The 20,987-nt window shown below is 66.8% G+C and carries 23 protein-coding genes; 7 read left to right on the top strand and 16 right to left on the bottom strand.

The features are described 5' to 3' along the window. Positions 1-20: 20 nt before the first annotated feature. Positions 21-1,298 (top strand): EAL domain-containing protein, encoded by a 1,278-nt coding sequence (locus D575_RS0101855; protein WP_018144210.1) that lies wholly within the window; start codon positions 21-23, stop codon positions 1,296-1,298. Positions 1,299-1,475: 177 nt separating this feature from the next. Here D575_RS0101855 and D575_RS0101850 read toward each other — a convergent pair whose 3' ends face one another. The 3 genes from D575_RS0101850 to D575_RS0101840 all read right to left on the bottom strand — a co-directional run bounded on the left by D575_RS0101850 (position 1,476) and on the right by D575_RS0101840 (position 4,934). Then, on the bottom strand, positions 1,476-2,066 hold the full coding sequence (locus D575_RS0101850) for a CPBP family intramembrane glutamic endopeptidase (protein WP_018144209.1): 591 nt from the start codon (positions 2,064-2,066) through the stop codon (positions 1,476-1,478). A gap of 162 nt (positions 2,067-2,228) precedes the next feature. Beyond that, positions 2,229-3,848: a BCCT family transporter gene (locus D575_RS0101845; protein ID WP_018144208.1), complete on the bottom strand. Its 1,620-nt coding sequence runs from the start codon at positions 3,846-3,848 to the stop codon at positions 2,229-2,231. Between the two features lie 150 nt (positions 3,849-3,998). Then, the gene (locus tag D575_RS0101840) at positions 3,999-4,934 is read right to left on the bottom strand and encodes a histone deacetylase family protein (protein WP_018144207.1); all 936 of its coding nucleotides are present in this window, start codon (positions 4,932-4,934) and stop codon (positions 3,999-4,001) included. 127 nt (positions 4,935-5,061) lie between these two features. On the opposite strand from D575_RS0101840, the gene D575_RS0101835 reads away from it, so the two are divergent. Beyond that, a complete protein-coding gene (locus D575_RS0101835) occupies positions 5,062-5,367 on the top strand; it encodes a hypothetical protein (RefSeq protein WP_018144206.1) in 306 nt (101 codons plus the stop codon). A gap of 7 nt (positions 5,368-5,374) precedes the next feature. On the opposite strand, the gene D575_RS0101830 is transcribed toward D575_RS0101835, so the two are convergent. The 7 genes from D575_RS0101830 to D575_RS0101800 all read right to left on the bottom strand — a co-directional run bounded on the left by D575_RS0101830 (position 5,375) and on the right by D575_RS0101800 (position 11,309). Continuing rightward, on the bottom strand, positions 5,375-5,641 hold the full coding sequence (locus D575_RS0101830; RefSeq protein ID WP_018144205.1) for a DksA/TraR family C4-type zinc finger protein: 267 nt from the start codon (positions 5,639-5,641) through the stop codon (positions 5,375-5,377). A 96-nt stretch (positions 5,642-5,737) separates the two neighbouring features. Then, a complete protein-coding gene (gene trpB / locus D575_RS0101825) occupies positions 5,738-6,934 on the bottom strand; it encodes a tryptophan synthase subunit beta (protein ID WP_018144204.1) in 1,197 nt (398 codons plus the stop codon). A 148-nt stretch (positions 6,935-7,082) separates the two neighbouring features. Continuing rightward, positions 7,083-7,706 (bottom strand): phosphoribosyltransferase, encoded by a 624-nt coding sequence (locus D575_RS0101820; protein WP_018144203.1) that lies wholly within the window; start codon positions 7,704-7,706, stop codon positions 7,083-7,085. Continuing rightward, the gene (locus tag D575_RS0101815) at positions 7,699-8,277 is read right to left on the bottom strand and encodes an isochorismatase family protein (RefSeq protein ID WP_018144202.1); all 579 of its coding nucleotides are present in this window, start codon (positions 8,275-8,277) and stop codon (positions 7,699-7,701) included. Before D575_RS0101815 ends, D575_RS0101820 begins: the two co-directional genes overlap by 8 nt. Continuing rightward, positions 8,270-9,691, bottom strand: a complete 1,422-nt coding sequence (locus D575_RS0101810; protein ID WP_018144201.1) for a nicotinate phosphoribosyltransferase — start codon at positions 9,689-9,691, stop codon at positions 8,270-8,272. Before D575_RS0101810 ends, D575_RS0101815 begins: the two co-directional genes overlap by 8 nt. Continuing rightward, positions 9,688-10,221 (bottom strand): macro domain-containing protein, encoded by a 534-nt coding sequence (locus D575_RS0101805; protein ID WP_018144200.1) that lies wholly within the window; start codon positions 10,219-10,221, stop codon positions 9,688-9,690. The genes D575_RS0101810 and D575_RS0101805 overlap by 4 nt, the downstream gene beginning before the upstream one ends. A gap of 92 nt (positions 10,222-10,313) precedes the next feature. Then, entirely contained in the window at positions 10,314-11,309 is a 996-nt protein-coding gene (locus D575_RS0101800; RefSeq protein ID WP_018144199.1) for an LLM class flavin-dependent oxidoreductase, read from the bottom strand. Positions 11,310-11,401: 92 nt separating this feature from the next. Here D575_RS0101800 and D575_RS0101795 point away from each other — a divergent pair, with 92 nt between their 5' ends. Both D575_RS0101795 and D575_RS0101790 read left to right on the top strand, forming a co-directional pair. Then, positions 11,402-11,875 (top strand): aminoacyl-tRNA deacylase, encoded by a 474-nt coding sequence (locus D575_RS0101795; RefSeq protein WP_018144198.1) that lies wholly within the window; start codon positions 11,402-11,404, stop codon positions 11,873-11,875. A 100-nt stretch (positions 11,876-11,975) separates the two neighbouring features. Beyond that, positions 11,976-12,413 carry a nucleoside deaminase gene (locus D575_RS0101790; RefSeq protein WP_018144197.1) on the top strand — a complete coding sequence of 146 codons (438 nt, stop codon included), beginning with the start codon at positions 11,976-11,978 and terminating at the stop codon, positions 12,411-12,413. Positions 12,414-12,465: 52 nt separating this feature from the next. Here D575_RS0101790 and D575_RS0101785 read toward each other — a convergent pair whose 3' ends face one another. The 6 genes from D575_RS0101785 to sohB all read right to left on the bottom strand — a co-directional run bounded on the left by D575_RS0101785 (position 12,466) and on the right by sohB (position 17,472). Beyond that, complete coding sequence (locus D575_RS0101785) at positions 12,466-13,539, bottom strand: succinylglutamate desuccinylase/aspartoacylase family protein (protein ID WP_038031894.1); 1,074 nt, start codon at positions 13,537-13,539, stop codon at positions 12,466-12,468. A gap of 97 nt (positions 13,540-13,636) precedes the next feature. Beyond that, the gene (gene rimK, locus D575_RS0101780) at positions 13,637-14,542 is read right to left on the bottom strand and encodes a 30S ribosomal protein S6--L-glutamate ligase (RefSeq protein ID WP_018144195.1); all 906 of its coding nucleotides are present in this window, start codon (positions 14,540-14,542) and stop codon (positions 13,637-13,639) included. Next, on the bottom strand, positions 14,539-15,042 hold the full coding sequence (locus D575_RS0101775; protein WP_018144194.1) for an ATP-dependent zinc protease: 504 nt from the start codon (positions 15,040-15,042) through the stop codon (positions 14,539-14,541). Before D575_RS0101775 ends, rimK begins: the two co-directional genes overlap by 4 nt. 104 nt (positions 15,043-15,146) lie before the next feature. Beyond that, on the bottom strand, positions 15,147-15,611 hold the full coding sequence (locus D575_RS0101770) for a DUF302 domain-containing protein (RefSeq protein ID WP_018144193.1): 465 nt from the start codon (positions 15,609-15,611) through the stop codon (positions 15,147-15,149). Positions 15,612-15,805: 194 nt separating this feature from the next. After that, the gene (locus D575_RS0101765) at positions 15,806-16,309 is read right to left on the bottom strand and encodes a DsrE family protein (protein WP_018144192.1); all 504 of its coding nucleotides are present in this window, start codon (positions 16,307-16,309) and stop codon (positions 15,806-15,808) included. Positions 16,310-16,386: 77 nt separating this feature from the next. Further along, positions 16,387-17,472 (bottom strand): protease SohB, encoded by a 1,086-nt coding sequence (gene sohB, locus D575_RS0101760; protein WP_018144191.1) that lies wholly within the window; start codon positions 17,470-17,472, stop codon positions 16,387-16,389. A 47-nt stretch (positions 17,473-17,519) separates the two neighbouring features. Here sohB and D575_RS0101755 point away from each other — a divergent pair, with 47 nt between their 5' ends. The 3 genes from D575_RS0101755 to D575_RS0101745 all read left to right on the top strand — a co-directional run bounded on the left by D575_RS0101755 (position 17,520) and on the right by D575_RS0101745 (position 20,981). Continuing rightward, complete coding sequence (locus D575_RS0101755) at positions 17,520-17,909, top strand: hypothetical protein (protein ID WP_018144190.1); 390 nt, start codon at positions 17,520-17,522, stop codon at positions 17,907-17,909. Between the two features lie 294 nt (positions 17,910-18,203). Next, positions 18,204-19,097, top strand: coding sequence for a LysR family transcriptional regulator (locus D575_RS0101750; RefSeq protein ID WP_255346784.1), 894 nt, complete (start codon positions 18,204-18,206; stop codon positions 19,095-19,097). A gap of 99 nt (positions 19,098-19,196) precedes the next feature. Continuing rightward, positions 19,197-20,981, top strand: coding sequence for an N-acetylglutaminylglutamine amidotransferase (locus D575_RS0101745; RefSeq protein WP_018144188.1), 1,785 nt, complete (start codon positions 19,197-19,199; stop codon positions 20,979-20,981). Positions 20,982-20,987 lie beyond the last annotated feature (6 nt).

Genomic DNA, 20,987 nt, shown 5'->3' with positions numbered 1-20,987 from the left:
TAGCCGCCGGAACTCTGCCGATGTCGAAGCTGTTGGATTATCAAGATTTTCTCCGTGCCCTGGATGGGGTTTCCCCGTGCCCGCAGGAGGCCGGGGCGCAAGCAGCCGTGACCGTCATCGAACTGGAGGGGCTAAGGGACGTGGACGCGGCCCTGGGGTATGCCGCGGGAGACGAGCTGATCCGGAACGCGGGTCAGGCGCTGGCCCGCGCCCTGGCGGACGGCCTGGTCGGTATCACTGGACGCCATCAGATCACCTGTGTGCAGCCGGCCGTGGCCGGGAGTGGGTTCGCCGAGCTGGCGGCCCACAAGATGCTGCGGGTGTTGAGTGAACCGTTTGCCTGTGGCGAGCGGCAGGTGCTGCTTTGGCCGCGTGCCGGGCTGGCTCTGGCGGGCCCCCGGATGGCTGCCCCGCAGGAGTTGCTGGCTCACGCCTATGCTGCAGTTCGGCAGGCGCGGCGGGCTCGGGCGCGCCTGCGCCTGTATGCCCCGGAGGCGGCGGCAACCATGCTGGAGGGCGTGGATCTGTGGTCCCAGCTGGGGCAGGCCATCGAGGAGGGAAGCCTGCACCTCGAGTATCAGCCACAGGTCGCGCTGGCATCGGGCTGCGTGCAGTCGGTGGAAGCCCTGTTGCGCTGGGATCACCCGCAGTACGGTGCGATCCGTCCGGACACCATGGTGCGGGCGGCGGAGGGAACGGACCTGATGCCCCGGCTGACGCACTGGGTCTTCAACACAGCCCTGCGCCAGTGTGCCGAGTATCGCCAGGCCGGACTGGACGCGGGGATCTCGGTGAACTTTTCTGCCGATGACCTGCAGGAACGGGAGGTGGTGGATCTGGTGGCGCAGTCACTGGAGGTCTGGCAGGTGCCGGCGGAGAGCGTCACGGTGGAGCTGACCGAAACCGCGATGATGGAGAGCCACGACGCCGAGGCGCGTGCGGCCCTGCACGGTATGAAGGACCTGGGCTTGCGGGTGTCCATGGATGATTTCGGTATTGGCTATTCGTCGATGGAGCGGCTGCTGCGCATGCCGCTGGACGAGCTCAAGATCGACATGACCTTTGTCCACGAACTGGTGTCCAGCCGGCCGCACCAGCGCATCGTGGAATCCATGATCGGGCTCGGCCAGAAGATGGGCTTGAGCGTGGTGGCCGAGGGAGTGGAAGATCAGGAAACCCTCGAGCGCCTGCGCGCTCTGGGCTGTGACCTGGTGCAGGGGTTTTACCTCGGGCGGCCGGCGCGCCTGGCGCAATTCATGCACCAGACGCGTTCGGGCCTTGGCCCGGGCGTGTGCTGAACGCGCCCACCTCGTCCTCGTTGCGGCGCGTCAGCGCATCGCTCCCGCCGTCCGGAAGCCTGTCGCGTGCTCCCGGGTCAGGCAGTCGGTCACGTCGCCCCCCGCCCGTGGATGGTCATCCAGCAGGGGCAAGGCGGGGCTTGTCGGGCCCGTTCTTCGTGGGGGATCCCTGGGTGATCATGCGCCGCGCCTGCCGGCATCGCGCGAACGCAGGTACCAGTGGATGACGATCCAGTCGTACAGGGCATGGGTGACGATCACCACCAGCAGGTTGCCGGTCAGGTGATAGAGCAGCCCGAGGTAGAGCCCGATAACGGTGGCGAACACGAAGTACAGGCGGCTGATCGAATGGGCGAGTCCAAACACGATCGCCGCGGCGACGATGGCCCACTCGGGTGACCAGCGTTCGGTCAGCCAGCCCTGCAGCACGCCCCGCACCAGCAGTTCCTCGCCCACGCCGGCGAGGATGGCGATTAGCAGTACGGCGCCAGGCAGGGCGTGGCGAAAGAGCTGGTGCACGAAATCGCGCACCTGGTCGGCCAGTGCGCGGTAGGGCTCCCAGCCGCTGATCGCGAGCGTGCCGAGCAGCATCAGCATGGGCAAAACGGCAAGGATGCCCAGCGCGGCGGCCTCCAGGCTCCAGTCGATTCGCTCGTCGAGCGGGATGCCGGCCACCCGGGCCAGGATCAGGGCGAGCGGGATCAGCGCGGCCTGAAAGGCCAGCCCGGCCAGCAGCGGGTGTCGCGCGACCGCTTGACGGAGGCTCATGGGTGTTGGGCCGGGGCGTGTGGACTCATCCGCGAGAGGATGCCCGATTCCGGGGGTGGTTGTCCCGAACGGAACGACCCCCGCGGCGCCGAGACCGGCGGGCGCGGGGGCCGGGTGGGGAGGCTGGATGGCCTGTGGTGGCCATCCAGACGGGGGCCGGCGTCAGGTCTTGGCTTCCTCGATGCGGATCAGGGCCAGTTCGTGGAACAGTCCCTTCATCAGGCTGACGCACATCAGCAGCAGCACGATGACGAATGGCAGGCCGGTGCTCACCGCCCCCGCCTGCAATGCATTGAGGGCCGCCGCACCGCCAACCGCCAGCAGGACCCCCGCAACCACGCCCTCGGTGGTGGCCCAGAACAGGCGCTGGGATTGCGGGGCGTCGGTCTTGCCGCCCGAGGTGATGGAGTCGATCACCAGGGAGCCCGAGTCCGAGGAGGTGATGAAGAACACCAGCACCAGGGCGATCGCCAGGAACGAGGTGATGGCGGTGAACGGCAGGTGCTCCAGCATCTGGAACAGGGCCAGGGAGGAGTCGGAGATGCCGTCTGCCAGGGCCCCGATGCCGTCCCGCGCCTGGGCCAGGCCGGAACCCCCGAAGGCGCTCATCCAGACCACGGTGACCAGGGTCGGCACCAGCAGTACGGCGGTGACGAACTGGCGTACCGTGCGGCCGCGGGACACGCGGGCGATGAACATGCCGACGAACGGCGACCAGGAGATCCACCAGGCCCAGAAGAAGATGGTCCAGGCGTGGTAGAAGGTCTCGTCCTCGCGCCCAACCGGGTTGCTGAGCGGGATGAAGTACTGCACATACCCGGTGACCGTGGTGCCGATGTTGGAGAGGAATGCGAGGACGCCCCCGGCCACCATCACGAACAGCAACAGCAGTGCGGCGAACACCAGGTTGATGTTGCTGAGCACCTTCACCCCGCCGTGGATGCCGCGCATGATCGACAGCAGAGCGATGATGGTCACGCCGATGATGATGGCGACCTGGGTGTTCAGTCCGGAATCGATGCCGAACAGGAACTCCATGCCTGAGGCGGCCTGCTGCGCGCCGAGGCCCAGCGAGGTGGCCAGACCGAACATGGTGGCGAGCACGGCGAGGGTGTCGATCACGTGGCCGATCGGGCCCCAGATGCGCTCACCGAGGATCGGATAGAACGCCGAACGGATAGTCAGTGGCAGGCCCTTGTTGTAGGCAAAGAACGCGAGCGCCAGGCCGACGACCGCGTAGATCGCCCAGGGATGCAGGCCCCAGTGATACATGGTCGCCCCGAGCGCCGCCTGCCGGGATTCCTCGGTCCCGCCTTCGATCCCCAGCGGCGTGCCGAACCACTCGGTGAAGTAGCCCACCGGCTCGGCCACGCTCCAGAACATCAGGCCGATGCCCATGCCCGCGGCGAACAGCATCGAAAACCAGGAAATGACCGAGAATTCCGGCTTGGCGTCCTGGCCACCGATGCGGATGCGCCCGATGGGCAGGACGATGAGGGCCAGGCAGAACAGGACAAAGATGTTGCCGGCCGACAGGAACAGCCAGTCGAAGGTGCGGCCGATCCACTGACGTGTGTTGTCGAGGTGCTCGTTCGCCTGTTCCGGAAAGACCAGGGACAGGATGACGAATACGACAATCAACAGGGCGCTGGTGACGAAGACCGGATTGTGCAGGTCCAGCCCAAGCGGGTTGATGTTCTGATCACCGATCTCGTGCTCGGTGTCGTATTCCGCTTCCAGTTCCTTTTTCTGCTCTTCGAGATCGTGCGGATTCTCGCTCACCGTCTTCTCCTCGCTTCTTGGTCTTGTATGGCGGCCACACCAACTGCCGCGGTGGCAATCTCGTTGAGTAAAGACCGGCAATCGGCGGATTGCAAAGGCCGCGGCCGGTTCTTGTTGGGCCGGCGTAAGAAAACACTGATCAGTGTTTCCCTAGCGGCGCGGGGCCTCACAAAGCGCGCGCACATGGGCCGCCGCACTTCGACCCAGGGCCGGGAGGGCGTAGCCGCCTTCCAGCATCGAGACCAGACGCGCGCCGGCATACCGCGCGGCGATGCGGGTGAGTTCGTGGGTGATCCACGAAAAGTCGTCCGCGTCGAGGTTCAGGCCCGCGAGGGCGTCGTCCTGATGCGCGTCGAAGCCGGCCGAGACGAGCACCAGTTGGGGGCGGAACTGTTCCAGTGCCGGCAACCAGTCGTGGCGGACCGCCGCGCGGAATTGCGCCCCGGTCGTGCCGGCGGCAAGCGGGGTATGTATCAGATGGTCCCGTTCGGCTCGCGGCGTGTCCGGGTAGAACGGGTGCTGAAAGCTGGAGCAGTAGAGCACTCGGGGATCATCCCGGAAGATGTCCTCGGTGCCGTTTCCGTGGTGCACGTCGAAATCGGCGATGGCCACGCGCGACAGCGCGTAGTGCTCCAGGGCATGCGCAGCGGCCACCGCGATGTTGTTGAACAGGCAAAAGCCCATCGCGCGATCGCGTTCGGCATGATGGCCGGGCGGACGGATGGCGCAGAAGGCATTGTCCACGTCCTCCTCCATGACGGCCCGCACGCCCTCGATGCCGGCCCCGGCGGCGCGCAGGGCGGCCTGTAGCGAGTGTTCGCCCATGGCCGTGTCCGGGTCCAGCAGCGCGTGATGTCCTAGGGCGGGGGCGTTGGCGCGAATGCGGGCGACGTGTGCCGGGGTGTGCACCCGCTGGAGCTGCGCATCGGTGGCTGGCGGGGCATCCAGAAGGTGCAGGCCTTCCATCAGGCCTTCGTCGAGCAGGGCGTTGCGAACGGCGTGCAGGCGGTCGGCCCGTTCCGGGTGGTGGGGCCCCGAGTCGTGCAGCAGGCAGTCGGGATGCGAGATATACGCCGTATGGGTCACGGAAAAGCCTCCGCGCGATCATCTCCAGAGAGTATAGGTGCATGCGGAGTACGTGTGCGGTGGCCGCGCGGCCGCCGGACCTTTACCGTGGTACCGACGATGAACCACCCGTGCAGAGGGGAACCGCATGAAGGCCTTGTTGATTGATCCGGAGCAGCAGACGATCGAAGCCGTGGACGTCGAAGGACGTGACGACATCGCCCGGCTGATCGGGTACGACACGCTCGAGTCCGACGAGATCGGGCCGGATGGTGATCGCCTGTTCTTCGACGAAGAGTGTTTCCTGCGCGGAACCACCGGGCGCTTTCAGATCGACAGCGTGATCCCGGTTTCCGGCAAGGGGCTCGTGGTTGGCAGTGACGACGCTGGCGCGACCCTTAAGGACGTCGCATCCGATCTGGAGTCCATCCGGGGCCGGATGAAGTACCTCTAGGGCGAGCTCAACGAAGCTGGCTGTCCTTGGAGGCCCGCCGGTTGTAGGGGCTGGTGGCCTGCTGTGCCGCGTCCTCCGCCTCCTGGCAGCCCAGGCACAGGCGCACGCCCGGCAGGGCCTGGCGCCGGCCTTCGGGAATCGGCGCCCCGCATTCCTCGCATTCTTTCAGACCTTCCCCGGTGGGAATCTGGCTGCGCACCCGTTGCAGGGCGTCCTCGACCGTGTTGTCGATCTGCTCCTGCTCCGCACCGTCTTTTGCCCATCCGCCTGCCATCGCGAGGCCTCCGCCCGTGGTCAACAAGACTGAGACCGGCGCAACCTGGCCTGAAGTTCCCGCAGCGCCGCCTTCGAGCCGTATTGGCGAGGCGGGCTATCCGTGTCCGAACTCGCGGGCGACGTAGTCGATGTCCTTGTCGCCACGACCGGAGAGGTTGGCCAGGATCGTCGTGCCCGGGTTCTCGCGGCCGTGCTTCATGGCCCAGGCCACCGCATGGGCGCTTTCCAGGGCCGGGATGATGCCCTCGGTGCGCGAGAGCTGGTAGAAGGCATCGAGGGCCGCGTCGTCGTTGATGGCGTGGTAGGCGACGCGCTGGGTGGTCTTGAGGTAGGAGTGCTCGGGGCCGACGCCGGGATAGTCCAGCCCGGAGGCGATGGAGTGGACCGGGGCCGGGTTGCCCTCCGCGTCGGCCAGCAGCATGCACTTGAAGCCGTGGATCATGCCCGGCTTGCCGTAGGTCATGGTGGCGGAGTGCTCGCCGAGCTGGGTGCCGCGCCCCAGCGGCTCCACGCCGTTGAGTTGCACCTGGGCGTCCTCGATGAAGCCGGCGAACATGCCCATGGCGTTGGACCCGCCGCCGACGCAGGCGACCACGTGATCCGGCAGCTCGCCACCACTCATCTCCAGGTACTGTTCGCGGGCTTCGATGCCCACCACCGACTGGAAGTTGCGCACCATCAGCGGAAACGGGTGCGGCCCGACCACGGAACCGATCGCGAACAGGGCCTCGTCTGCCTGCGACAGGTAGGACTGGAAGGCGGAATCCACGGCCTCCTTCAGCGAGCGACCGCCGAAGGAGACGGGCACTACCTGGGCCCCCATCAGCTTCATGCGGGTCACGTTGGGTGCTTCCTTGGCGATGTCGATCTCGCCCATGTGGATCTCGCATTCCATGCCGAAGTAGGCCGCCGCAGTGGCCAGCGCCACGCCGTGCTGGCCGGCCCCGGTCTCGGCGATCAGCTTGCGTTTGCCCATGTGCTTGGCCAGCAACGCCTCGCCCATGCAGTGGTTCAGCTTGTGCGCGCCGGAGTGGTTCAGGTCTTCGCGCTTGAGATAGATATGCGCGCCCACCGAACGGCTCAGGTTATGGGCGTAGTACACCGGCGTCGGGCGCCCCTGATAGTGCTTGCGGATGTAGCGAAGTTCGTTCAGGAAATCGCCGGAGCGCGCCAGGGTCCGATAGGCGTGGTTGATCTCGGCGAAATGCGGTTCCAGCTCCGGCGGCAGGAAGGCGCCGCCGAATTCGCCGAAGTAGCCTTCCGGGTTGGGGAAATCCTTGAGATACGACATGGGCAGTCTCGATGCCAGGTTGGTGGGCCGGGTGGAAGGGCCCGTTGGGTCGGATCGGGTTTCGTGACCCGGGGTGACCGGGCCGGGTCCATATCATCCGTTCCCCGAACCCGATTGCCAACCCGGGCGGATCCCGGTCCGCGTCGTCCTACGCGGAAAAGGGCAGGTCGTTATAGCGGATTACGCGGTCCAACTGGGTCGCGTCGAGCTCGAGGCCGTAGTCCTGCTGCAGACGCGTGCGCAGCTCGGTGGCGGTGGTCGGGGGCGGGTCCATCTCGCGGGTGAACTGGCCGACGTCCTCGATGACGGCCCAGGGGTAGAGGATCCAGCGCCACTCCTGCACGGCCTGACTGTGGAAATCGGCGGGGCACTGGGTGCTGGCCTTTTCATGCAGCACGGCGGTGCGCACGGCGGCCGGATCGAAGCCCTCCAGATGGGGGCGGGCGGCCACCAGGGTGTCGCCGGAGTCGTTGACGTCGTCCACCAGCAGGACCTGTTCACCGCGCACATCCCCGGCCAGCGGGACCGTCACCGCCGCTCGCTGTTTTTCACGGGCCCCCGAGGTGTAGTGTTCGACCTTCAGGCTGAGCAGCTTGTGCACGTGGAGGAAGTCGCACAAAAAGCGCGCCGGCATGAATCCGCCGCGGGCGATGGCCACGATCGTGTCCGGCCGAAAGTCGCTGGCCCGTATTTGGCGTGCCAGGTCGTCGGCGGCGCTGACCACCTCCTCGACCGAGATCAACTGCACGGGCATCTTGCCGGGTTCAGCCATGCTCGGCGATCTCCACGCCCGCTGCCTTCATCTTCGCGCGCGCCTCCGTGCCGCCCTGCGGCGAAATCGGCAGCGAGGCATACGGGATCAGGTGAACGTCAAATCCTTCCTCGCGTGCGCCCAAAGCGGTCGCCGCAACGCATACGTCCAGGGCCAGTCCGCCCATCCAGATGCGTTTTATACCCCGGTTGCGCAGTTCGCCCGCCAGCCCGGTCTGGTCGAAGGCGGAGTACTGGTCCTGGTCGAAGCGTACCCCCGTGGTGACCTTGACGGTGCCGGCCGGCAGGGCCAGGTCCGCGTGGAAGCGGGCCCCGGGCGAATCTTGCAGGCAGTGCGGGGGCCAGGGCCCGCCTTGTTCCACGAAGCTCGCATGCCCGGCTGGGTGCCAGTCGCGCGAGGCATACACCGGAATATCCAGCGCGGCGGCCGCCTCCAGCCAGCGGTTGAGTACCGGGATCACGGTATCCCCGTGCTCGATAGCCAGCGCGCCGCCGGGGCAGAAGTCGTTCTGTACGTGGATCACCAGCAGGGCGTCGCCGGCTTGCAGGTGATTGCGCGGATCGTCAGTCATTTGAGTGGTCTCCGTCTCCAGTTTCGGACGTTCGACCCGATGCGGCGTAGCGGGCCTGGATGGTGCGGGTCACTGCATCCTGGTGTGCCTGCAGCGCGGGACTGATGGCTACGGGATACGGCGTTTCGGCGGGCTCGATGGCGCGGATCCCGGGGGGCAGTTGTTCCAGCTGCGCCCGGGCATATTCGCGCAGTGTATCCAGGTCACGGGAATGGCCCGGCAGGCGCTGGCCGTCACGCATCACGGGCTGCAGCAGCGGCTCCCCGGGCTGGCTCTCGTCCTGGCGCCCGATGGTGTCGCCCGCGAACCGGTTGCCTTCCCGGCGGCGATAGATCTGCTTGGCACCGGGCAGGATGGGCTTTCCGCTGGAGAGCTTGAGACGCCCTTCGCCGGCGTATTCGGCCAGCTTGTAGGCAATGTCCAGGTCGGGGGCATCGGGGGCAATGCCCATGCTGGTGCCGACCCCGAAGGCATCGATCGGTGCGCCGTGTGCCAGTAGCTCGGCAATCCGGTGTTCGTCGAGCCCGCCGCTGGCGAAGATCCCGACCTGTTGCAGGCCTGCTTCATCCAGCATCCGCCGTGCCTGGCGGGCCAGTTCTCCCAGGTCGCCGGAGTCGAGGCGGACGGCGTGTACGCGGAAGTCATCGCCCAGCTCACCGCTCAGCTCGATGACCCGGCGCACCCCTTCGAGGGTGTCGTAGGTATCGACCAGCAGCACCGTTTCCGGATAGAGACGGGCAAAGGCGCCGAAGGCCTCGGCTTCGTCATGGTGCGCCTGGATGTAGCTGTGGGCCATGGTGCCACTCACCGGTACGCCGTACTGCTTGCCTGCCAGTACATTGGAGGTGCTGGCGACGCCCGCGATATGGAAGGCGCGTGCACCCTTCAAGGCAGCATCCAGCCCGTGCATGCGGCGCGCCCCGAAATCGACCACCGGCCGCCCGTCGGCCGTGGCCACCAGGCGGGCGGCCTTGCTGGCCTGCACCGTTTGCAGATGAATCTGGTTCATCACCAGGGTCTCGATCAGCTGGGCCTCGGGGAGTGGCGCGGTGACCTCGAGGATGGGCTCGTTGGCGAAGACCGGGGTGCCCTCGGGCATGGCGCGGACCGTACCGGTGAAGCGGAAAGCCTCCAGCCAGCGCAGGAACCGTTCGGAGAAGCGGTCGAGGCCGGCCAGGTAGTCGAGATCCGACGGCTCGAAACGGAGGCCTTCGAGTTGTTCCAGCACCGTATCGAGTCCGCAGGCCAGGAGATAGTTGCGCCGTTGCGGCAGGCGGCGTACGAACAGGCTGAAGACCGCTGCCTCGTACAGGCCTTCTTCGAAATAGGCCTGGAGCATGGAGAGCTCGTAGAAGTCGGTGAAGAGCGCCAGGCCATCGTCGCTTGGGGTTGCGCTGCGCCCGGCCGCGATCATGCGGTCAGTTCCTCCAGGATCCGGACGTGGATGTCGTGATCACCCTTGGTGTGCAGCACGAAGCGGACATGGCCGACGGCATCCAGTCTGGGGGTGGCGGCGATCACGGTTTCCAGGGCGATGCGCGCGGCTTCCTCGACGGGGTAGCCGAAGGCCCCGGTGGACAGCGCGGGAAATGCGATGCTGTAGGCCCCGGCCTCTTCGGCGCGGGTGAGGGCGTTGCGATAGCAGGCAGCCAGCAACCGGCTGGCCGGTTCGTCGTGCCCGTAGACCGGTCCCAGGCAGTGGATCACGAAGCGATTGGGCAGGTTGTGGGCATCGGTCAGTACGGCCTGGCCGGGCTCGATTGGGGCCAGCGGCTGGCATTCACGCTCCAGGCCGGGCCCCGCAGCGCGGTGGATGGCCCCGGCCACGCCGCCGCCGGGCCGCAGCCAGGCGTTGGCGGCATTGACGACCGCGTCCATGTCGCGCTGGGCGGCGATGTCGCCCATGGTGCATTCGATGGTGACGCCGCGAACCTTGACGCGCATGTGTCTCTCCCGTGCTGAATGGTCTCGGCTACTACGGCCCTTGTCTCAAGCATAGGGTACGCATTCCGGTCAGGTGAACCGGCGACCCGTGCTTATCTAGCGATGCGGTCGCGCACCTCCGCGGTCAGTTCCAGCGAGCGCCGGCGCGCCGCATGGTCGAAGGTGGAGGTGGTCACGATCAGCTCGTCGGCGCCGGTCTGCTCGAGAAACCGGCGGATCTCCTCTTCGACCGTATCCGGCGCGCCGATCGCGGAACAGGCCATGGTCTGTTCGACGATCGCGCGTTCGGCGCGGTCGAGGCGTTCGCGGTAGCCCTCGATGGGCGGCTGGATCGGTTCGGGCCGACCCCGCCGCAGGCTGACAAAGGCCTGTTCCATGGAACTGGCCAGGGTCCGCGCCGCGGCGTCGCTGTCGGCGGCATACACGTTGTAGCCGAGCATCGCATAGGGGCGCTCCAGCCATGCGGAAGGCCGGAACTGGCTGCGGTACAGCTCCAGTGCGTTCATCAAATGCCCGGGGGCGAAGTGCGAGGCAAACGCATACGGCAGGCCCATCTGCGCGGCCAGCTGGGCACCGAACAGGCTGGAACCGAGGATCCAGACGGGCACGTGCTGGCCGGCGCCGGGGATGGCGCGGATCACCTGGTCCGGCTGGGGGTCGTCGAAATAGCTCAGGACCTCGGCGACGTCACGTGGGAACTGGTCCGGGTCGATATCCGGGGCCCGGCGCAGGGCGCGCGCGGTGGTCGGGTCGGTGCCGGGTGCGCGCCCCAGCCCGAGGTCGATGCGGCCCGGGTACAGCGCGTTCAGGGTGCCGAACTGTTCGGCGACCACCAGCGGGGCGTGGTTGGGCAGCATGATGCCGCCGGCACCCACCCGAATGCGCTGTGTGGCGGCTGCCACCTGGCCGATCACCACCGCCGTGGCTGCGCTGGCGATGCCGGGCATGTTGTGGTGTTCCGCCAGCCAGTAGCGCTGGAAGCCGAGGGCCTCGGCGTGTTGCGCAAGATCGAGGGTGTTGTGCAAGGCGTGGGTGGCGTCCCGGTCAGCGGTGATCGGGGCCAGGTCGAGTACGGAAAAGGCAGTCATGTGCCTGATTGTACCGACCTGCTCGATCCGTGCAGACGTGGGCGATCCCGATGGGGTCTATAGTCGAAGGAAGACACTGCGGAGGGTGCGCCATGAGTATCCCCAGGACCCTGAACAACTTTCTGGACGAACATGCGGTGACCTACCAGCTGGTGCCCCATCCGCATTCGAATTCGGCCAGCCGCACGGCCGAGGCGGCCCATGTCCCGGGCGACGCCGTGGCCAAGGCGGTGTTGCTGGTCGAGGAGGATGGACAGTACCGATTGGCCGTCGTGCCGGCCACGCGCCGCGTAAAACTGGGGCAGTTGCACCGGTTGTTGGGCGAGCACGTGGGCCTGGCTACCGAGGACGAGGTGGCCAGCGTCTTTGCTGACTGCGAACGCGGCGCAATCCCCGCTCTGGGTGCCGCTTACGGGCTGGAAACCCTGCTTGATGACAGTATGCTGGAACCGCGCAACGTGTATTTCGAGGCTGGCGATCACGAGTCGCTCGTCCGGCTGCGCGAAACGGATTTCCTCCATCTGCTCGGCCAGCCGCGGCGGGGCCAGTTCAGCGCCCACATCTGACGTCCGCTCCATCAGCGTCTCACGCGTGGGTCGGATCGATCTTGCAATGCCACATCGTCTACCGTCAGCCTGAGTTCGTTGCGACAACTGGGTGACGACGATGGATCCGTTTCTGGAGATGGCGCTCGACGAAGCGCGTACGGGGCTGGGCGAGGCGGGGATCCCGATCGGGTCGGTGCTGGTGCACCGGGGCGAGGTGATTGGGCGCGGGCACAACCGGCGAGTGCAGCAGGGCAGCGCGATCCTGCATGCGGAGATGGATGCGCTGGAGAAGGCCGGCCGGCAGTCGGCGCAGGTGTATCGTGAATGCACGCTCTACACCACGCTCTCGCCCTGCGCGATGTGTAGCGGCGCGATCGTCCTCTACGGCATTCCGCGAGTGGTGATCGGGGAGAACGAGTCGTTCCTGGGGGAGGAGGCGTGGTTACGCGGTCACGGCATCCAGGTGGACGTAGTCCAGGACCCGGGCTGCCGCGAACTGATGCGTTCGTTTATCGAGACGCACCCCGAGCTGTGGCACGAGGACATCGGCCACTGAGCCGGATAGCCGGCGCAAGAGCCGCGCCCCGGCGTGTCCCTCAGCGTCTCCTTCAGGGTGTCTCGAGCCGCTGCTGATCGGCGTAGGGGTAGTCGCTGGCCTCCAGGTTTTCCTGAAAGGTCTCCAGGCGTTCCACGGCGAGGTCCGTACGGTTGAACTGGGCAATGTGGAACAGTGCGTCCCCTTCGTTGATCAGGGGCAGGTTGAGCTGACCAATGATGATGCCGGAGGCCGGGGCGAGGATCTCGGTCTCGGTTTCGCCAAACGGGTCGGAGATGATCGCCAGGCGGGTCTGGTCGCGGACCACGCGGTCCCCGTGGCGCACGAAGGTGCGCAGGATGCCGCTTTGGGGCGCGCGGACCCAGCCGCTGGTGCGCGCCATGATGGGTTCCTTGCGCGGGCGCCGGCGTACGGCCGGCAGCATGCCCAGATGGCGCATCACCTCGATGATGCCGTGCACCCCGCCGCGGATGGAGAGCTCGTCGAAGCGCAGGGCCTCGCCGGCCTCGTACAGCAGGATGGGGACTTCCCGTTCCGCGGCGGCCTCGCGCAGGGAGCCGTCGCGCAGGGCCGAGTTGAGAATCACCGGGGCCCCGAAGGCGCGCGCCAGATCGAGGGTCTCGGCGTGATCGAGGTTGGCGCGGATCTGCGGCAGGTTGGAGCGGTGGATGGCGCCGGTGTGCAGGTCGATGCCATGGGTACTGTTCTGCACGATTTCGCGCATGAACAGGCGCGCAACGCGAGCCCCCAGTGAGCCCTTCTGCGAGCCGGGGAAACAGCGGTTCAGGTCACGCCGGTCGGGCAGGTAGCGGCTCTGGTTGATGAAGCCGTGCATGTTGACCACAGGGATGGCAATCAGGCTTCCCTTTATGCGCCGCAGGGCCGGGACTTTCAGCAGGCGGCGGATGATCTCGACGCCGTTGATCTCGTCGCCGTGGATGGCGGCGCTGACAAACAGCACGGGCCCTTTGCGCCGACCGCACAGCACCTGTACCGGCATGTTGGTCGGGGTGTGGGTGTACAGCGCTCCCAGTTCCAGCTCCACCGTGCGCCGCTCGCCGGGGCGGACGGTGGTGCCACCAATGGTGATCGGCTTGTTGCGCAGCGACCGGGGTATGCCGGGCATCAGGGAGCCACCGAACAATGTGCATACGCACGCGCGGGTCGCTCTTGCGTGCGGTCCACCCGCTGCGAGTGACGTGTAGCCTTGCGACTCGAGGACACTAGCCGCTCCCTTTGGTCTTCGTCCGGTTGGGCTTGGCGTTCTTCTCGATGAACTCGATGATCATGCCCGCCACGTCCTTGCCCGAGGCATTCTCGATGCCCTCCAGGCCGGGCGAGGAGTTCACCTCCATCACCACCGCGCCATGGTTGGAGCGCAGCAGATCCACGCCACAGACGTTCAGGCCCATGACCTTGGCCGCGCGTACCGCGGTGGCACGTTCTTCCGGGGTGATGCGGCACAGGGAGGCGCTGCCGCCGCGGTGCAGGTTGGAGCGGAACTCGCCGTCCTTGGCCTGGCGCTTCATTGCTGCGACCACCTTGTCGCCGATCACGAAGCAGCGGATATCCGAGCCCTTGGCCTCCTGGATGTACTCCTGCACCAGGATGTGCTGCTTCAGGCCCATGAAGGCCTGGATCACGCTCTCGGCCGCCTGCTTGGTCTCGGCGAGCACCACGCCCAGCCCCTGCGTGCCTTCCAGCAGCTTGATCACGCAGGGCGCGCCGCCCACGGTCGCCAGCAGGTCATCGATGTCGTCCGGCGAGTGGGCAAACCCGGTCACCGGCAGGCCGATGCCGCGGCGCGAGAGCAACTGCAGGCTGCGCAGTTTGTCGCGCGAACGCGAGATGGCCACCGACTCGTTCAACGGGTAGACGTTCATCATCTCGAACTGGCGCAGGATGGCGGTCCCGTAGAAGGTGATCGATGCCCCGATCCGCGGGATGACCGCGTTGAACTGGTCGAGGATGTCGCCCTTGTAGTGGATCTGCGGGCTGTGCGCGGTGATGTTCATGTAGCAGCGCAACGGATCCACCACACGGACCTCGTGGCCGCGCTGTTCGGCCGCCTCGACCAGGCGTCGGGTGGAATAGAGTTTGCTGTTGCGCGAAAGGATGCCGAGTTTCATTCAGGCGCCTGCTGGGCTGTAGGGATTTGCGGTCGGTGGCTGGCGACAAACGAGGCCTGGGGATCGACAAGAAAGCGACCGCGCATGGCCTCGCGGCCGAGCAGCATGCGAAAGAGCATGGTATCGCGGCTGGTCAGGGAGAGTTCAACTGGCAGTACTACGGCACCGAGTTGCACCCGGGTGGCGATGAAGTAGCGCTCCCCGGTGTGCCCGCCGGAATCCGTCACCTTGCGGACATCCAGCACCGGTGCCTCGCACCACATTTCGGTCTCGCTATCATGCTGGTGGGGGTGAATGCCGAAGCGCACCCACTCGTGGTCATCACGTGTGAAGGGTTCGATCTGGAAGGTATGCAGCGCGGAACTGCGGGCTCCGGTATCGACCTTGCACTTGATCGCGGGGATGCCGAGGTCGGGCAGGCCGACCCATTCGCGCCAGCCGAGGATGGGCCGGTCGCGGATGTGGGGTGAGGTCTGGCTGGAAGGGGACGGGCGATCCACGTCGGCTCCCGGAAAGGATGGAAGCCTCACTATAACCAATCGCCCGCCCGGCGCGAGTGAACCTCAGCGGGGCTGCGCCCGTGCGGCGGGGATCGAGCAGGTGCTCAGTCCTCGGCGATTGCCGCGTTGGTCAGGTTGTCCAGCGCGTTGCTCATGGTATCGAGGATGTCATCGCGGTCGTCGATGCCGTGGCGCTCGGCCATCCATTCCGGATCGTTGTAGGCGAGCCAGGTCTGGCCGCCTGCGTCGGTCCACGCCAGCGCCTTCATCGGCAGGTCGATGCCGGCGGTCTGCTGGCTGGTGAACAAGTGGCTGCCGAGCGCCGGGTTGCCGAACATCAGGAGTTCGGTCGGGCCGAGTTCGATATCCACGCCGTCCGCCTTGGCGGCGTGGTCCCAGCGCAGGGCGACGCCGATGTCGTTGGCTGCCAGGGCATTCTCCAGCCGATCCAGGGTCTCGGAGGCGGAATGCGGGCTGGCCTTGGCGATCATCCCGGGTACGTCGGCGGCCAGCGCCGGGGTCGCGATCAGGGCCAGGGGCAACAGAGCGGTCAGTAGCGTCTTCTTCATGACAACGTCCTCGTGCAGTAATGGGTGCGTCGAGCGGGTGGCGACGATCGACCGGGTGGTTTCGTCATCACGTCCGGAAAAGGTAGGCGACCCATGCAGAATTTTCAGCGACCGGTCGGCGGAAGCGTGATCGGGTCGTGGGACGACGCCCGTGTGCGGTGTTCGGCCCTGGGTGGCCGAACACCGCTCGAGGATTACTGCATCAGCAGATAGCCTTCGTGCTGTAGTTCGATGATCTCGGCATCGGCCATCGGTACTACGTTCACGAAACCATGCACGTCTTCCACGTCGATGCCGCGCAGGCGCGCCGAGGCCTCGCACATGCGGAACTCGATATTGCCGGCCTGGGTGAGCGAGCGGGCGCGGCGCATCAGTTCCTCGTGCTCGCCGAACTCGTCGCGAGTGAAATACGGGACCTCGGCACCGTGCAGCACCAGGACGATGTGCGATTCGAACGGGTCCGCCTCGTAGATGTTGTTCAGCATGCTCACACGGTCCAGTACGCCCTCCAGTTCGCTGGGGCTGCTGGTATACACGTCGTAGACCACCTTGCGGGGCTCGTACTGCCGGTCCATCTTTTCGGCCGAGCCCCAGGGCAGGTTGTCGTCCGCGCCGGCCACAAGCGGCGTGGCCAGGAGGCTGGCGGCGGCCAGCAGGATCAGCAGAAGACGGGTCAGTGGGCGGTTGTTTCGTTTCATGGGGGACTCCGATTGTTGCAGTAGTGCGTGTGGGATTGACGTTCTCGCCCGCCAAAGCGTTCCCCGGCAAGTGGACTTTACATCCGGGTTTCCGGCCCCTGGCTGCGCAAAACGCGCTCGAGGATGGATTCCATCGCAAAGGTGATGCGCCGGCCCAGGGTTTGCGGACGATGGTAGATCAGCTCGAATAAGTCCGCCTCGCGGGTCAGCTCCAGTAACAGATCGTCGCTGGTGCGCAGTTCGTCGGCCAGGCCCATCTCGCGGGCCTGTTCGCCGTACCAGTGTTCCCCGGTGGCGACCTGCTCCAGGTCCAGTTGCGGGCGGTAGCGGGCGAGGAAGGTCTTGAACAGCTCGTGGGCCTCTTCGAGTTGTTCGCGGAATTTCTTGCGCCCCTCGTCGGTGTTCTCGCCCAGCATGGTCAGGGTGCGCTTGTACTCGCCCGCGGTGAGCAGTTCGATGTCGATATCGTTGCGCGACAACCAGCGGTGAAAGTTGGGGATCTGGGCGACCACGCCAATCGAGCCGAGCACCGCGAATGGCGCGGCGACAATGCGGTGACCGACCGCCGCCATCATGTAGCCGCCGCTGGCGGCGACGCGGTCCACCGCCACGGTCAGGTCCAGCCCGGCTTCGCGCAGGCGTGCCAGTTGGGCGGCCGCGAGCCCGTAGGAGGGCACCAGCCCGCCGGGGCTCTCCAGGCAGACGATGGCGCGGTCCTGTTCCGGTCGCGCCATGGTGAGGATGGCCGTGACCTCCTCGCGCAGGCTCTCGACGTTGGAGGCGCGGATATCACCGTCGAAGCGCAGGACGTACACGCGCGGGCGTTCGGCATCCGCCTCGCGGTCGGAACGGGTGCCACCGAGCTTGTCGGTCTGTTCGGTTTCGGTTGTGGTGGTCGAGTCCCCAATCCCCTTGCGCGGCAGCTTGCGTGCGGCCCAGTGGCGCAGGCGTTCCACCCGCCCGCGGCGGCGCTCCACTGCCCGGCGCACGGTCTTCTCCATCCGCTCGAAACGATCGTTCAGGCGTTTGACGTGCAACCGGTCCGGCTTGCCCTCGCGCGACCGGCCGACGAGGCCGGCGATCGCACTCAACACAATGAGCCCGGCGATCACCGCCGTGGCGGCCTTGGCGACGAAAAGTCCGTATTCCTGAAGAAATTCCATTGGGTGTCCTTGATGAGCCGGGATGTCCGCGCAGGCATAATGCCAGCATGGATACCGATACAGTTGAAGACCCTCGTAGCGCGGGACGGTTTCACGGCCAGGAAGGTTCCGCGGCCGGTCCGACGCCGGAGCCGATCATCCATGCCGGGTATGCGACCCTGAGTCTGCGCCAGGTCGATGCATGGAACGGCGTGCCCAAGGGCACGGCCTTCCGTCTGTTCAAGGCGCGCAAGCATCAGCTGCGCGAGGGCGTGGACTTCTTCTACATCCCGGAAGGCCGCGACCCCGAACTCACCGAGACCCTGCGCCTGGACGGCCGAATCTACCCCTCCACCGTACACCTGGTCCTGCTGACCGGCGCGGCCTATGCCCGCATGCGCGAGGAATGGCATGCGCGGACCCACAATCCGGGCTGCGGCTGCCCCGAGGAACACTAGGGGTGCGCGCATCAATGGTCCCGTTCGTGCTCGAGTCGATGGTGCTCGCTGCCCCGGCAAGCGACCGCCATGCCCTCGCTCTGCACAAGGGAGGCGCAACGCCGTCAGCGGGCCCAACGTTAGAAGGCAAACGCGGCCGCGGCGTGTCATGCAATGGTTTGTAGGGTTGGTGCCCCAGGTTTCCCGACCCTGTGTTGCGACCCGAGACAGACCAAAACCGGCCGGTAGCATCACGCTCGGTGGCGCGCCGCGCCAGGTTTCGGGAAACCCGGGGCACCAGCGCGAGCGGGTAGATTGATCCGCGTCACTCTCGAACAGTGGCGCATGCTGCAGGCGGTGGTGGACGCCGGGGGCTTTGCGCGTGCTGCGGAACGGGTGCACAAGAGTCCGTCGAGCATCAACCACGCGGTGCAGAAGCTGGAAGAACAGCTGGGCGTGGACGTCTTCGAGATCAAGGGCCGCAAGGCGGTGCTCACCGCGGCCGGCGCGGCGCTGTTGCGGCGGGCCGGCCACCTGCTGGAAGAGGCGGCGGAGATCGAGACCCTGGCCGGTGCGCTGGCCGCCGGGGTGGAATCCGAAATCCGGTTGGCAGTGGATCAGCTCCTGCCGCGGGCGCCGGTGATCGGGGCCCTGGAGGTCTTCTCGCGGGCCTATCCGGCCACTCGCATCCAGCTGCACGAGGTGGTGCTGAGTGGTGGGCCGGATCTGCTGCGCGAAGCGGCGGTGGACATCCTGCTGGGTCCGGAACTGCCATCCGGCTATCTCGGGACCTGCCTGGGCGAGTTGTCGATGGTGTGCGTGGCGCACCCTTCGCATCCCCTGGCGCAGGGTGAAGCGCCGCTGACCCGGCGCGATCTGCAGCCGCACCGCCAGGTCGTGGTGCGGGACTCGGGTGCCCAGGCCTCCGGTGAGGGCGGCTGGGTGGAGGCGGACCAGCGCTGGACGGTGTCGCACATGGGTACGGCCTGCGAGATCCTGCGCTCCGGGATCGGCTTCGCCTGGATGCCGGAGGACCGGATCGCCGAGGATCTTGCCGCGGGAGGCCTGGTCGAACTGAATCTGGAGGCCGGGGCGCGGCATGCGGTGCCGTTCTACATTACACATGCCGATCGCGACCGCGCCGGCGCGGCCAGTCAGTCCCTGATGGACGCACTGGAGCAGGCGTTTCGAACCGAGCGATCGTCCTGATCGCCGCTTGGGGGGCGGGTTCGCCCGCGAAGCCCCGCCCGCGTCGGACGATGGCCACGAAGCACAACCCAAGAAGTCCCAACCAGCAAGGAACCAATCATGTGCGGGATCGCAGGAGAATTCGTCTGGGGTGAACGGCGCGCGAGCGGCGAGGCGGTCGCGCGCATGCTGCCCTGTCTGGAACAGCGCGGGCCGGATGCCGACGGCCTGTGGGCTTCTGGTCGGGTCGCCCTCGGCCACCGGCGGCTGTCGATCCTGGACCTGTCGCAGCGCGCGCACCAGCCGATGTTCGATCCGGAGACCGGGCTTGCGCTGGTGTTCAACGGCGCGATCTACAACTTCCGTGCGCTGCGCAGCGAACTGGAAGGACGCGGCCACCGCTTCTTCTCCACCGGCGACACCGAGGTCATCCTGCGCGGCTACGCCGAGTGGGGCGAGGGCATCGTCGCCCGACTGCATGGGATGTTCGCGTTCGCACTGTTCGATGGCAACGCCCAGCGTCTGTTGCTGGCGCGCGACCGCATGGGCATCAAGCCGCTGTACCTGGCCCGCGTCGGTGAGGGCATCCGCTTCGCCTCCAACACCCAGGCGCTGCTGGCGGCCGGCGACGTGGACACCGAGCTGGATGCGGAGGCCCTGCACATGCTGTTCTCGCTGCACGCGGTGGTGCCCGCGCCGCGCACCGTGCTGCGCGGCATCCGCAAGCTGGAGCCGGGGCACTACCTGAGCATCGACGCGCGGGGCCAGGAGCGGTTGCAGCGCTACTGGACGCTGCATGCACACCGCCCGTCCGAGCCGGTATCGGACGGCGAGTGGCAGGAACGCATCGAGCATTCGCTGCGCCAGGCGGTGCGCAAGCGGCTGGAGGTGGCCGATGTGCCCGTCGGCGTGCTGCTCTCCGGTGGGCTGGACTCGTCGCTGCTGGTGGCGCTGGCGATGGAGGAGGGTGCGCAGGATCTGCGGACCTTTACCGTCGGCTTCGAAGACCAGCCGGAGGAGAAGGGCTCCGAGTTCGAATACTCGGATCCGGTCGCCGAGCGTTATGCCACCGACCATCAGGCCACGCTGATCCCCAATGATCAGGTGCTGGCGCGCCTGCCGGAGGCCGTGGGTGCCATGGCCGAGCCGATGTTCGGCCAGGATGCGGTCGCGTTCTACCTGCTGTCCGAGCAGGTCTCGCAGCATGTGAAGGTCGTGCAGTCGGGGCAGGGCGCCGACGAGGTGTTCGGTGGCTACTTCTGGTATCCGCAGATGGCGGAGGATCGCCATGGCGACTGGGTGGAGCGCTTCCGGCGCCACTACTTCGACCGCGATCATCCGGAGATGGCCGAGATGCTGCGTCACCCGCCGGCGAACGACGTCACTGGTGACTGGCTGCGCGAGCAGTTCGCCGAACTGGAGACCGACCGCGCGGATTCCTTCATCGACGCCGTGCTGGCGCTGGACGTGACCACGCTGATCGTGGACGACCCGGTCAAGCGCGTGGACAACATGACCATGGCCTTCGGCCTGGAGGCGCGGGTGCCGTTCCTGGACCACGAGCTGGTCGAGACCGCCGCCGCGATGCCGCCGCATCTGAAGCTGGGCGATGGCGGCAAGGACGTGCTGCGCCGCATCGCTCGTGGCCGGCTACCGGACGCGGTGCTGGACCGGCCCAAGGGCTACTTCCCGGTGCCGGCACTGAAGTACGTGCGCGGCGATTTCCTCGAGTTCATGCGCGACATCCTCACCTCGCGCGCCTCGCGCGAGCGGGGCCTCTATCAGCCGGCCTACATCGACAAGCTGCTGGATGCGCCCGATCAGTACTTCACCCGCATCCAGGGCTCCAAGCTCTGGCACGCCGCCCTGCTGGAGTACTGGTTGCAGACCCACGTGGACCGGTAATCGCCG

Origin of the sequence: Thioalkalivibrio sp. AKL6 (assembly GCF_000376905.1) — a bacterium.
Taxonomy (GTDB): Bacteria; Pseudomonadota; Gammaproteobacteria; order Ectothiorhodospirales; family Ectothiorhodospiraceae; genus Thioalkalivibrio; species Thioalkalivibrio versutus.
The sequence above is the reverse complement of the archived record's forward strand: the minus strand, read 5'-3'. Positions and strand labels throughout refer to the sequence as shown.

Coding starts and splice junctions, on each gene's coding strand:
- D575_RS0101855 (WP_018144210.1), top strand. CDS start 21: ATGTCGAAGCTGTTGGATTATCAAGATTTTCTCCGTGCCCTGGATGGG.
- D575_RS0101850 (WP_018144209.1), bottom strand. CDS start 2,066: ATGAGCCTCCGTCAAGCGGTCGCGCGACACCCGCTGCTGGCCGGGCTG.
- D575_RS0101835 (WP_018144206.1), top strand. CDS start 5,062: ATGAAGGCCTTGTTGATTGATCCGGAGCAGCAGACGATCGAAGCCGTG.
- D575_RS0101830 (WP_018144205.1), bottom strand. CDS start 5,641: ATGGCAGGCGGATGGGCAAAAGACGGTGCGGAGCAGGAGCAGATCGAC.
- trpB (WP_018144204.1), bottom strand. CDS start 6,934: ATGTCGTATCTCAAGGATTTCCCCAACCCGGAAGGCTACTTCGGCGAA.
- D575_RS0101820 (WP_018144203.1), bottom strand. CDS start 7,706: ATGGCTGAACCCGGCAAGATGCCCGTGCAGTTGATCTCGGTCGAGGAG.
- D575_RS0101815 (WP_018144202.1), bottom strand. CDS start 8,277: ATGACTGACGATCCGCGCAATCACCTGCAAGCCGGCGACGCCCTGCTG.
- D575_RS0101810 (WP_018144201.1), bottom strand. CDS start 9,691: ATGATCGCGGCCGGGCGCAGCGCAACCCCAAGCGACGATGGCCTGGCG.
- D575_RS0101805 (WP_018144200.1), bottom strand. CDS start 10,221: ATGCGCGTCAAGGTTCGCGGCGTCACCATCGAATGCACCATGGGCGAC.
- D575_RS0101800 (WP_018144199.1), bottom strand. CDS start 11,309: ATGACTGCCTTTTCCGTACTCGACCTGGCCCCGATCACCGCTGACCGG.
- D575_RS0101795 (WP_018144198.1), top strand. CDS start 11,402: ATGAGTATCCCCAGGACCCTGAACAACTTTCTGGACGAACATGCGGTG.
- D575_RS0101790 (WP_018144197.1), top strand. CDS start 11,976: ATGGATCCGTTTCTGGAGATGGCGCTCGACGAAGCGCGTACGGGGCTG.
- D575_RS0101785 (WP_038031894.1), bottom strand. CDS start 13,539: ATGCCCGGCATACCCCGGTCGCTGCGCAACAAGCCGATCACCATTGGT.
- rimK (WP_018144195.1), bottom strand. CDS start 14,542: ATGAAACTCGGCATCCTTTCGCGCAACAGCAAACTCTATTCCACCCGA.
- D575_RS0101770 (WP_018144193.1), bottom strand. CDS start 15,611: ATGAAGAAGACGCTACTGACCGCTCTGTTGCCCCTGGCCCTGATCGCG.
- D575_RS0101765 (WP_018144192.1), bottom strand. CDS start 16,309: ATGAAACGAAACAACCGCCCACTGACCCGTCTTCTGCTGATCCTGCTG.
- sohB (WP_018144191.1), bottom strand. CDS start 17,472: ATGGAATTTCTTCAGGAATACGGACTTTTCGTCGCCAAGGCCGCCACG.
- D575_RS0101755 (WP_018144190.1), top strand. CDS start 17,520: ATGGATACCGATACAGTTGAAGACCCTCGTAGCGCGGGACGGTTTCAC.
- D575_RS0101745 (WP_018144188.1), top strand. CDS start 19,197: ATGTGCGGGATCGCAGGAGAATTCGTCTGGGGTGAACGGCGCGCGAGC.